This window comes from Bacillus sp. z26, assembly GCF_058313635.1.
Genome location: NZ_JBZFQM010000003.1, coordinates 452,229 through 464,529, shown reverse-complemented (window position 1 = coordinate 464,529; position 12,301 = coordinate 452,229). Strand labels below are relative to the sequence as shown.

Below are 12,301 nucleotides of genomic sequence, written 5' to 3'. Positions count from 1 at the left end.
TAGAAATGGATGATTGAGCCGCTGATATTGAAATTTGAGAGGGGTTCCACATGGGTATTTGGTTTACAGAAAAGCAAACAGATCATTTTGGGATCACTATAAAAATAAACCGCACCTTACATACGGAACAAACTGATTTTCAAAAGGTAGATATAGTAGAAACAGAAGAATGGGGCACGATGCTCATGCTGGATGATATGGTGATGACATCTGTTAAGGATGAGTTTGTCTACCATGAAATGGTGGCTCATGTTCCCTTGCATACACATCCAAATCCGGTGCATGTCCTTGTCGTAGGCGGCGGTGACGGTGGTGTAATCCGTGAAGTGTTAAAGCATGAGAGTGTAAAAAAAGCTACTTTAGTAGAAATTGATAGCAAAGTCATTGAATACTCAAAACAGTATCTGGCAGAAATAGCAGGTCAGCTTGATGATGTCAGAGTTGATGTGCTGGTTGATGATGGCTTTATGCATATAGCCAAAAGTAGAAATCAATATGATGTGATTATCGTAGATTCAACTGAACCGGTTGGACCAGCCGTAAATTTATTTACAAAAGGTTTCTATGCTGGCATCCATAACGCACTCAAGGATGAGGGCATCTTTGTTGCGCAAACCGATAATCCCTGGTTTAAAGCTGATTTGATACGGACGGTCTTTAAAGATGTAAAGGACATTTTCCCGATTGCCGGTCTGTATACAGCTAATATCCCAACCTATCCAAGCGGTTTATGGACCTTTACGATGGGATCGAAAAAATATCATCCTCTCCAAATCAGCGATGAGCGGTTTGCTGAATTGGATACAAAATATTATACAAAAGAGCTTCATAAGGCGGCTTTTGTGCTGCCCAAATTTGTTGGTGACCTTTTAAAAATAAATAATAAATGATAGAAATGAGTACAGTAGAGGAGTGCAGAGGATGAGATTTGAAGAAGCTTATTCTGGTAAGGTTTTTATAGGAAGTCACCCTGATTTTAAAGAGTCAGAGGCGGTTTTATACGGTATGCCAATGGATTGGACGGTTAGTTTTCGCCCTGGGTCTCGTTTTGGACCGGCCCGTATTCGCGAAGTGTCACTTGGATTGGAAGAATACAGCCCCTATATTGATCGGCATTTGGAGGATGTACAATTTTTTGATGCTGGAGATATACCGCTCCCATTCGGCAATCCCCAAAGAAGTATTGATATGATTGAAGAATATATTAATACTCTTTTGGCCGAGGAAAAATTCCCGCTTGGCATGGGTGGCGAGCATCTTGTTACATGGCCGATTATTAAAGCATTTCATAATAAATATGAAGATTTAGCGATCATTCACTTTGATGCTCATGCGGATTTGAGAGAAGAGTATGAAGGGGAGTCGATGTCCCATTCCACACCTATTCGTAAGATTTGTAATTTAATTGGTGCAGAGAATGTCTACTCATTCGGAATTCGTTCAGGTATGAGGGAAGAGTTCGAATTTGCAAAGAATTCCGGGATGCATATGTATAAATTTGATGTTGCTGCACCTTTAAAAGAAGTGCTGCCAACCCTGTCAGGACGAAACGTATATGTCACGATTGATATTGATGTGTTGGATCCAGCGCATGCACCGGGTACCGGAACGGCTGAAGCAGGCGGCATTACATCCAAAGAAATGCTTGAGGCGATTACTGCTATTTCAAATTCCGGCGTGAAGGTCGTAGGAGCAGATATTGTGGAAGTAGCTCCTGCTTATGATTCATCCGAACAAACACAAATTGCTACAGCCAAATTTATTCGCGAAATTCTATTAGGCTGGGTAAATAAAAAATGATAACTGAATAAGACCAGCAATCCCCTGTCTATGATAGTAGAACCGGGGATTTTTTTTAGAAAAAAGATTCTGACAAGTTGCCATAGAGTTTTTCTTTACCTTATACTTGTATGATTGAGTAAAAATAATCAATTCCAGGGGGAATTTATTAGATGACCGAGGAAAAAAGTAACGCACCCATAGAGGTCATGGTTCGATTGAAAACACATATTCAATATGTGGATGATGAAGAGAATATTGAACTAATTACATTTGGTACTTTGCATCACATGCCAAATGCAACATATCTCCGCTATATTGAGCACGTTGAAAATAACGGAGAAATAAATACAACCGTTAAATATAGCGGAGATGAAATGTTAATTATTAGAAGCGGTGCGGTTAGAATGAAGCAACTTTACAAAATTGGCACAGAAACTAGAGGCTCTTATGATAGCATTCATGGTACACTGGATTTAACGACACGTACAAATAAGCTGGAGCATACCGTCCATCCAGAAACAAAAGAGGAGACATTCTATGTTTCCTACAACCTATATTTACAACAAGAGAATGTGGGCAACTACTCACTTACATTGACGGTCAAGGAGGAAAAGACAAGATGAACATCGTAACAGAGATTCAAGATCAGATTAAAGAAGAGATTAAGCAAGCTGTGATCAAGGCTGGTTTAGCAGATGAAGCAACGATTCCAAGTGTTATTCTTGAATTGCCAAAGGATAAAACACATGGAGATTATTCTACTAATATGGCTATGCAGCTTGCGCGTATTGCTAAAAAGGCGCCTCGGACAATAGCGGAAGACATCATTATTCATTTTGATACATCAAAAGCATCTATTGAGAAAATAGAAATTGCTGGACCAGGTTTTATCAATTTCTATTTAAATAATGGATACTTAACAAAGCTGATTCCAACCATCTTAGAATCAGGCGAAGCTTATGGAGAATCAAATGTAGGCGGCGGAGAAAAAATCCAGGTTGAGTTTGTTTCTGCGAATCCGACAGGTGATCTACACTTGGGCCATGCACGTGGCGCGGCAGTTGGGGATTCTTTATCCAATATTCTTGATAAAGCAGGTTGGGATGTATCCCGTGAGTACTATATCAATGATGCAGGTAACCAAATTAACAATTTAGCCTATTCCGTGGAAGCTCGTTATATGCAGGCGCTTGGAATGGACAAAGAAATGCCTGAAGATGGCTATCATGGCGAGGACATTATCAATATCGGTAAACGCCTGGCTGAAGAATTTGGCGATAAATATGTACAGGCAGATGAAGAAGAACGGTTTAATTTCTTCCGTGCATACGGATTAAAGTATGAAATGGAGAAATTGAAGAAAGACCTTGAAAGCTTCCGTGTACCATTTGATGTATGGTTCTCCGAAACTTCTCTATATGAGGATGGCAAAATTATGCCAGCATTGGAGTCGTTAAGGGAGAAGGGCCATATTTATGAAAAAGATGGCGCTACTTGGTTCAAATCTACTGAGTTCGGTGATGATAAAGACCGTGTATTAATCAAGAATGATGGTTCATACACCTACCTTCTTCCAGACATCGCGTACCACAAAAATAAGCTGGAGCGCGGGTTTGATAAATTAATCAACATTTGGGGAGCAGATCATCACGGCTACATTCCCCGTATGCAGGCAGCAATACAGGCAATGGGTTACGGCAAAGATACATTGGAAGTAGAAATCATTCAGCTTGTTCACCTGTTTAAAAACGGGGAGAAGATGAAAATGTCCAAGCGTACTGGAAAAGCCGTCACAATGAGAGATTTAATGGAAGAAGTTGGGTTGGATTCCGTTCGTTATTTCTTTGCAATGAGAAGTGCGGACACGCATATGGACTTTGACCTTGACCTGGCTGTATCCGAATCTAATGACAACCCAGTATACTATGCTCAATATGCACATGCCCGTATTTGCAGCATCCTCCGTCAGGGAGCTGAGGTTGGAATTACATTAGAAGGAGAGGTTGATTACAGCAAATTAGGTTCTGAAAAAGAAATTGACCTTCTTAAAAAGCTTGGTGAATTCCCACAAGCAGTTGCAGAAGCAGCCCAAAAACGTATGCCGCACCGAATTACGAATTATATCTTTGATTTGGCATCCACATTCCACAGCTTCTACAATGCTGATAAAGTATTGGATCAAGATCAACCAGAAAGAAGTAAAGCAAGACTTGCTCTTGTTCAGGCAGCAAAAATTACATTGGCAAATGCATTAAAACTCATTGGAGTATCTGCTCCGGAAAAAATGTAATTCACGAAATTAGCCCGCACCTAAAAGTGGTGTGGGCTTTTTATATGATGTCAGCAAAATTGGGAGGAGGATAAGTCCAAGTATTTATTTAATCCTAATACTGCCGCCATTAATCCGATTAATCCCGCGTAAGGAAGCCAAATCTTCTATCAGTTTCATCATTGCGATATCTTTATTTTTTGCCTCGATAATGAAGTCAATTTCAGAAATTCCCGTGGATTTCAGCAGGTGGATGAATGGCAGGATAAAATCTACATCCACATTAGTCGCATGTGCCCGGATTTCCTTTTCCGATCTGGGAGAGGAGATGTGGATCTTAGGCTTCCAGCCCCTTTTTTCCCATGTCTGAAGAATACGCGGCAGCAACTCCTCCAGTGAGATAAGTGAAGGGTTTGCGATATGATGGTGATAGTCAAATAAGAGCGGGATATTTTCATGTTCACAAACTTGAAGAGTCTCTTCTGTTGTATAGGTCTTATCATCATTTTCAAGCGTCATCCGCTGTTTAATGGCTTCCGGAATTTTCCGGCTATTGGCATAAAACCTCCGAATGGCTGCTTGTTTATCTCCGTAAGATCCGCCAACATGGATATTTATAAGCGCTTGCTCCGGCATTCCCATAGCCTCCAGCATTTTATAATGATATACCATGTCTTCAACTGCCTTATCCGTCACATCATGATTGGGAGAGGTAAAAAGTGTAAAGGCATTTGGATGGAAACTGACGCGCAAGTTGTATTTCCGCACCAGTTCACCAATCTCTGCCCAATCTCTATTAAACGGCGTTATATAGTCCCATCTCACTTCCGGATGAGTTGCGAGGGGGACAATTGAGCTGGAGAAACGATAGATCGGTATTTCATGAGCAATATTATAATGGAGGATTCGTTTGGTTGTTTCAATGTTCTGTTTGGTAATCATGATTAATCGATCAAGTTGCTCCTCTAAGGGCAATCCGCTCCAACGCGTATAGGTTATCGTTTTTGAAGGAGTAGAATTCCAAAGATTTAGAGCAGTAGAGACGTATCCAAAACGAATATCCATAAATAATTGCCATTCCTTTCCGGGTATTTACGTAACCACCGTGTTTAGAGCTATAAGGTGAGGGGACAGGCATAAAACGCTATATTTTCGAAATCTGTACGCGTCTATGGAAGTATCCCCAAAGTTCATTAACTCAAATAAGAATATACTCAACTTAGTATGACTCTAAATGTCAAAATAAATCTAAGATTGTCTTCTCGGAATATATAGATTATATTTACCATGTTTTAATAATTAATCTAAAATATGTAAATTAACGATTGACTGAATGCTCATTCATTATATAAAATATAGCTATACTATACTGGATTAGGTATTACGAGTTCATGTTGGATATATCTTTTAAATAATGCTTTTGGTAGCAAAAGGGGCGAAAGAGAATGGAGATGAATGGTCTTCTATGGATCAACTTAATTGCGGCTGCACTTGTAACCGCTTACGCAGGTTGGCTGTTCGTGTATCTGATTAGGACAAGAATAGCCTATATTAAACTCGGGAAGAAAACAGAGTTTGATAATGACGTAAAAAAGCGGTTGGAAAAGATTTGGGTGTTTGTATTTGGGCAGAAAAAACTACTTAAAGATAAGAAAAGCGGAACGATGCATGTGCTCTTCTTTTATGGTTTTATCCTTGTCCAATTTGGAGCCATCGATTTAATCTGGAAGGGAATTAAACCGGGATCCCATTTACCATTGGGACCTATATATCCGATTTTTACTTTTTTCCAGGAGATAGTTGTTCTCCTAGTGCTGGTGGCTGTTGTTTGGGCATTCTACCGCCGTTATATCGAGAAGCTTGTCCGGCTTAAAAGGGGATTTAAATCCGGGCTTGTTCTGATCTTTATCGGAGGATTGATGCTGGCGACACTCGTGGCAAATGGAGCAGCAATCATTTGGCACGGCGGGGAGCTTCATTGGTCTGAGCCAATTGCTTCAACGATTGCGATGGCGCTTGGCTGGATGAATGAGTCAGCTGCCATAACTGTATTCTATGTAGCCTGGTGGATACACTTACTTTTCATTTTGACGTTCTTAGTGTATATCCCTCAATCCAAACATGCGCATTTAATTGCAGGGCCGGCCAATGTTTACTTACACAGACTGACTCCTCCAAAATTAAAGAAAATAGATTTTGAGGATGAAACACAAGAGACTTACGGAGTAGGAAAGATTCAGGACTTTACGGATCTGCAGCTCGTTGATTTATACGCGTGTGTGGAATGCGGGCGCTGTACCAATATGTGTCCGGCAACAGGTACAGGAAAAATGCTGTCACCAATGGATGTTTTAATTAAAATGCGTGACCATTTAACCTTTACAGGCGCTGCAGTCACAAGGAAAGAACCGTGGGTTCCTTCCTTCGTATTCGGCAATACAAAAGGCAATCAAATTGCGTTGGCCGCTCAGGGTGCGGGTGTTGCGGAAACAGCAGCAACGACAGAAATGTACAATCCAGCCTTGGTGGGAGAAGTTATTACAGAGGAAGAGCTTTGGGCATGTACAACATGCCGTAACTGTGAGGATCAATGTCCGGTTATGAATGAACATGTCGGGGCAATTATCGATATGCGCAGATATCTTGTATTGACTGAAGGGAAAGTACCTGCTGATGCTCAGCGTGCGATGCAAAATATTGAACGTCAGGGAAATCCTTGGGGATTAAACCGTAAAGAGCGTGAGGATTGGCGGGAAGCACGTGAGGATGTAGTCGTACCGACCGTGAAAGAAATGAAGAAATCCGGTGAGGAGTTTGAATATCTATTCTGGGTGGGCTCCATGGGATCTTATGATAATCGTTCACAAAAAATCGCCTTATCCTTTGCCAAGCTATTAAATGAAGCGGGCATAAAGTTTGCCATTCTAGGCAATAAGGAGAAAAATTCCGGAGATACACCGCGCCGCCTTGGCAACGAATTCCTGTTCCAGGAGCTGGCCACAAAGAATATTGAAGAATTCGAGAAAAACGAGGTCAAAAAGATTGTGACAATCGATCCGCATGCTTTCAATATCTTTAAGAATGAATATCCGGACTCCGGTTTACAGGCAGAGATTTATCACCATACGCAAGTGCTCGCCGATTTGGTGAAGGATGGCAGATTAAAACCGGTTCATGAAGTAAATGAGAAAATTACTTTCCATGATTCCTGTTACTTGGGAAGATACAACGATGTGTATGATGCACCGCGGGATATTTTAAAAGCAATTCCAGGAGCATCGTTTGTAGAAATTGAACGAAATCGTGAAAATGGAATGTGCTGCGGAGCGGGCGGAGGATTAATGTGGATGGAAGAGGAAACAGGTCACCGTATCAATGTTGCCCGTACAGAGCAGGCCTTAGAAGTAAACCCAACGGTTATCAGTTCCGGTTGTCCATATTGCTTAACGATGCTAAGTGACGGTACAAAGGCGAAGGAAGTGGAAGAAGAAGTTAAAACATATGATGTGGCAGAACTGCTTGAAAAAGCGGTGTTTGGGGAACAAAGGGAGCTTGTATCTTAATTTTCACCGATATATGTAGGGGTTCATATAGTAGTAATAGATGAGGCAGAAACGGAAATGTACGCAACTATTTGTTTTCGAAATATTGTGTAAACATTTCCGTTTCTTTCTTATTTACAGTAAAATACAATTATACCAAATTAAAGCGCTTACATAATTTCAGTCATCGACGAGCGAGCGTTCAGTCAATTAACCGAAGGAAGAAATTTATAAGCGGAGGGAAAACGATGGGGAAAACCGTAATTATTGATGGTGCAAGAACGCCTTTTGGAAAGTTTGGGGGAGCATTAAGTAGTTTAACAGCTTCAGATTTAGGCGGTATCGCTATAAAAGAAGCTTTAGAACGTGCAGGAGTTAAAGGGGAAGATGTAGATGAAGTGATTATGGGCTGCGTCTTGCAGGGAGGCCAAGGCCAAATTGTTTCACGCCAGGCATCAAGGAAAGCCGAGCTTCCATGGTCGGTCAAGACGGAAACAATTAATAAAGTCTGTGCTTCCGGTATGCGAAGTGTGACACTCGCAGACCAGATTATTCGGCTTGGTGAAGAAGAGATTATTGTGGCCGGTGGAATGGAATCAATGAGTAATGCTCCATATATTCTTCCGAAAGCAAGATGGGGAGCTCGTATGGGAGATACGGCATTGGTCGATATGATGGTCCATGATGGTTTGACATGCAGCTTTACCGGAGCGCATATGGGCTCCTACGGCAACAGCACAGCGGCTGATCTGGAATTATCGAGGATTGACCAGGATAAATGGGCTTATCATAGCCATCAAAAGGCGATCCAGGCCATCGAATCCGGACGTCTGCAGGAAGAGATTGTTCCAGTAACGGTCAAACAGCGTAAAGGTGCCCCTATTAAGGTGGAGATCGATGAAGCTCCGCGAAAGGATACGACATTAGAAAAGTTGAGTTCATTGAAACCGGCGTTTGATCGGGATGGAACGATAACGGCTGGCAATGCACCAGGAATTAATGACGGGGCAGGGGCGCTCGTTTTAATGAGTGGGGATAAAGCGCACCAGGAAGGCTACCGCATAGGTGCAACGATTATCGGTCATGCCGAGATTGCAGTTGAAGCAAAGGATTTTCCTAAAACCCCTGGATTAGTCATTAATGAGCTTCTTGAGAAGACAGGAAAATCGCTCAATGAGATTGATTTATTTGAAGTGAATGAAGCATTTGCAGCGGTGGTATTGGCGAGTGGAAAACTTGCTAATCTGGATACGGAAAAAGTAAATGTAAATGGCGGAGCAGTCGCGCTTGGCCATCCGATTGGGGCAAGTGGAGCACGAATCATTCTTACTCTCATGTATGAACTGAAAAGACGTGGTGGCGGTATCGGAATTGCATCAATTTGCAGCGGCGGTGGGCAGGGCGATGCAATCATGATCGAAGTGCCAAAAGTAACAGAGTAAGAACGGGGGGATCAGGGATGGAAATTAAAAAAATAATGGTTATCGGTGCCGGGCAAATGGGCTCTGGGATTGCCCAGGTATGTGCGGTAGCTGGATTTGATGTGTTTCTTCATGACATAAAGGAAGAGTACGTAAAAAAAGGTATGGATACGATTGAAAACAATCTAGTAAGGCAAGTGGAAAAAGGACGATTGGATGAAGAGAAGAGGCTTGAGATCCTGAGGAAATTCACCCCCTCTACTGATTTAAATAACGCAGGTCATGTGGACCTGGTGATTGAAGCGGCCACCGAGAAAATGGATCTCAAAAAGCAACTTTTCAAGCAGCTTGATGAAGTGGCACCGGAACATGCCATACTTGCTACGAATACCTCTTCCTTACCGATTACAGAAATTGCAGCGGCTACTGAGCGCCCGGAACGGGTAATCGGGATGCATTTTATGAATCCTGTACCCGTTATGAAGCTTGTCGAGATCATTCGTGGGCTCGCAACTTCGGATGAAGTGTACGAAATGATTGAGAAGACCGCTAGTGTGCTCGGGAAAATCCCGGTGGAAGTAAATGACTTCCCTGGATTTGTGTCTAACCGTGTACTTATGCCGATGATTAACGAGGCCATTTTCACGTTATATGAAGGGGTCGCTACCAAAGAAGCAATCGATGAAGTCATGAAGCTCGGGATGAATCATCCGATGGGCCCTCTTCAGCTCGCAGATTTTATCGGCCTTGATACTTGTTTGTACATTATGGAGACCTTGCATGAAGGTCTTGGAGATGACAAATACCGGCCATGTCCGCTGTTGCGTAAGTATGTGGGTGCTGGATGGCTCGGTAAGAAATCCGGAAGAGGCTTTTATCAATACAACTAAGTTAGTCCAAAAGGGGGCTGTCTGCATGGAATATAGATTTACGGATGAACAGCAAATGATGAGAAAAATGGTTCGTGAATTCGCCAACAAGGAAATCGAACCATTTGTGCCAAAGATGGAAGCAGGGATATTTCCGAGGGAGATTGTATCCAAAATGGCGGAGCTCGGATTGATGGGCATCCCTATTCCCGAGGAGTACGGTGGGGCTGGGATGGATTTTATCTCTTATATTACAGCGATTCATGAAATTTCAAAAATAAGTCCAGCAGTTGGTGTAATTTTGTCCGTCCATACATCTGTTGGAACCTACCCAATTTTGAATTTTGGCAATGAAGAACAAAAAAAGGCGTATATACCTAAGCTTGCAAGCGGGGAATATCTGGGAGCCTTCTGTTTAACAGAACCGAGCGCAGGATCAGATGCAGGTTCATTGAAATCAAGAGCAGTTAAAAAGAATGGAGACTATATCATCAATGGTACAAAAGTTTTCATTACCAATGGGGGAGAGGCAGATGTCTATATTGTTTTTGCCTCCACGGATCCTTCCAAAGAAAGTAAGGGAATCAGCGCTTTTATTGTAGACAAAGAAACACCTGGTCTGATCATCGGCAAGGATGAAAACAAAATGGGTTTGCATGGTTCGAGAACGGTACAAATCACCTTTGAGGATATGAGAGTGCCAGCAGAAAATCTGCTTGGTTCTGAAGGGCAGGGTTTAACCATCGCCCTGAATAATCTAAATACGGGGAGAATTGGAATTGCCGCCCAGGCACTCGGAATCGCGGAAGGGGCCTTTCAGCATGCAGTCCAATATGCGAAGGCACGTACCCAATTTGGGAGGCCGATTTCTGATCAACAAGGCATCGGTTTTAAGCTTGCCGATATGGGGACCAAGATCGAGGCATCCAAATTACTTGTCTACCAGGCAGCCGCTTTAAAAAATGCGGGTCAACTGTGTACGAAGGAAGTTTCCATGGCAAAACTGTTTGCCTCGCAAACAGCAGTTGAGGTAGCTACAGAAGCCGTACAGGTTTTTGGAGGGTACGGATATACCGAGGATTACCCGGTAGAACGTTATTTCAGGGATGCGAAAGTTACGGAAATATATGAAGGTACAAGTGAAATCCAACGAATCGTAATCAGTAAACAATTAATAGGTAAATAGAATAGGGGAGAGCTAAGAATGAACTTTAAATTATCAGAAGAACATGAAATGATTCGCAAAATGGTCCGAGATTTTGCACGGAATGAAGTGGCGCCAACTGCAGCAGAACGAGATGAGGAAGAGCGTTTTGACAGAGAAATTTTTGATAAAATGGCGGAACTCGGACTTACGGGGATTCCTTGGCCAGAGGAGTACGGCGGGATTGGCAGCGATTATGTAGCCTACTGTATTGCCATTGAAGAGCTTTCACGCGTATGTGCTTCAACAGGCGTTACCCTGTCTGCCCATACGTCGTTGGCGGGCTGGCCAATTTATAAATTTGGCAATGAAGAACAAAAACAAAAATATTTGAGACCTATGGCTCAGGGAGAAAAGATTGGAGCGTACGGGTTAACTGAGCCGGGCTCCGGATCAGATTCCGGTGCAATGAAAACAACTGCGCGTTTGGAAGGAGACCATTATATTTTAAACGGCTCTAAAATATTCATCACCAATGGAGGCGTGGCAGATACATATGTTGTCTTTGCTTTGACAGATCCGTCTTCTAAACATAAAGGTACAAGTGCGTTCATTGTGGAGAAAGACTTCCCGGGTTTTAGTGTAGGAAAGAAAGAAAAGAAGCTTGGAATCCGTTCGTCTCCAACAACTGAAATAATTTTTGAAGAGTGTAAGGTACCGAAGGAAAATTTATTAGGGCAAGAAGGAGAAGGATTTAAGATTGCTATGATGACCCTGGATGGCGGCCGAAACGGAATTGCTGCCCAGGCTGTCGGGATTGCTCAGGGAGCGCTGGATGCTGCAGTCGATTATGCGAAGGAGCGGGTCCAATTCGGCAAACCGATTTCCGCCCAGCAGGGAGTGGGCTTTAAGCTTGCAGATATGGCAACAAGTATTGAGGCTTCCAGATTATTAACCTATCAGGCTGCATGGCTTGAATCCGAGGGGCTTCCATATGGAAAAGAGTCTGCTATGTCTAAATTATTTGCCGGCGATACAGCGATGAAGGTTACTACTGAAGCTGTACAGGTATTCGGTGGATATGGATATACCAAGGACTATCCGGTGGAACGATTTATGCGTGATGCAAAAATCACTCAAATTTATGAAGGAACACAGGAAATTCAAAGACTGGTTATCTCAAGAATGCTGACCAAAAATTAATTTTTCATAGGGTTCTTCCTGGTATATCCTGCCGGGAAGAACAGGTTGTTTAGGAGAAATACGAAGCGACT

The 12,301-nt window shown here is 42.5% G+C and carries 10 protein-coding genes; 9 read left to right on the top strand and 1 reads right to left on the bottom strand.

The features are described 5' to 3' along the window. The first annotated feature begins 50 nt into the window (after window positions 1–50). The 4 genes from speE to argS all read left to right on the top strand — a co-directional run bounded on the left by speE (window position 51) and on the right by argS (window position 4,072). Entirely contained in the window at window positions 51–890 is an 840-nt protein-coding gene (speE, locus tag AC4G3K_RS12540) for a polyamine aminopropyltransferase (protein ID WP_491077321.1), read from the top strand. Window positions 891–921: 31 nt separating this feature from the next. Beyond that, a complete protein-coding gene (gene speB, locus AC4G3K_RS12535; RefSeq protein WP_491133504.1) occupies window positions 922–1,800 on the top strand; it encodes an agmatinase in 879 nt (292 codons plus the stop codon). A 152-nt stretch (window positions 1,801–1,952) separates the two neighbouring features. Then, window positions 1,953–2,405, top strand: coding sequence for a YwiB family protein (locus AC4G3K_RS12530; RefSeq protein ID WP_491133503.1), 453 nt, complete (start codon window positions 1,953–1,955; stop codon window positions 2,403–2,405). After that, a complete protein-coding gene (gene argS, locus AC4G3K_RS12525; protein ID WP_491133502.1) occupies window positions 2,402–4,072 on the top strand; it encodes an arginine--tRNA ligase in 1,671 nt (556 codons plus the stop codon). The genes AC4G3K_RS12530 and argS overlap by 4 nt, the downstream gene beginning before the upstream one ends. 84 nt (window positions 4,073–4,156) lie before the next feature. Here the strand turns inward: argS and uvsE are convergent, their stop codons facing one another. Continuing rightward, complete coding sequence (gene uvsE, locus AC4G3K_RS12520) at window positions 4,157–5,116, bottom strand: UV DNA damage repair endonuclease UvsE (protein ID WP_491133501.1); 960 nt, start codon at window positions 5,114–5,116, stop codon at window positions 4,157–4,159. Window positions 5,117–5,502: 386 nt separating this feature from the next. Here uvsE and AC4G3K_RS12515 point away from each other — a divergent pair, with 386 nt between their 5' ends. The 5 genes from AC4G3K_RS12515 (at window position 5,503) to AC4G3K_RS12495 (ending at window position 12,230) form a co-directional block, all read left to right on the top strand. Beyond that, window positions 5,503–7,614, top strand: a complete 2,112-nt coding sequence (locus AC4G3K_RS12515; protein WP_491133588.1) for a (Fe-S)-binding protein — start codon at window positions 5,503–5,505, stop codon at window positions 7,612–7,614. A 227-nt stretch (window positions 7,615–7,841) separates the two neighbouring features. Beyond that, window positions 7,842–9,035, top strand: coding sequence for an acetyl-CoA C-acetyltransferase (locus AC4G3K_RS12510; protein ID WP_491133500.1), 1,194 nt, complete (start codon window positions 7,842–7,844; stop codon window positions 9,033–9,035). Window positions 9,036–9,052: 17 nt separating this feature from the next. Beyond that, window positions 9,053–9,904: a 3-hydroxybutyryl-CoA dehydrogenase gene (locus tag AC4G3K_RS12505; protein ID WP_491133499.1), complete on the top strand. Its 852-nt coding sequence runs from the start codon at window positions 9,053–9,055 to the stop codon at window positions 9,902–9,904. Between the two features lie 25 nt (window positions 9,905–9,929). Continuing rightward, window positions 9,930–11,069: an acyl-CoA dehydrogenase gene (locus AC4G3K_RS12500; RefSeq protein WP_491133498.1), complete on the top strand. Its 1,140-nt coding sequence runs from the start codon at window positions 9,930–9,932 to the stop codon at window positions 11,067–11,069. Between the two features lie 18 nt (window positions 11,070–11,087). Beyond that, the gene (locus tag AC4G3K_RS12495) at window positions 11,088–12,230 is read left to right on the top strand and encodes an acyl-CoA dehydrogenase (protein ID WP_491077329.1); all 1,143 of its coding nucleotides are present in this window, start codon (window positions 11,088–11,090) and stop codon (window positions 12,228–12,230) included. The last annotated feature ends 71 nt before the right edge of the window (window positions 12,231–12,301 follow it).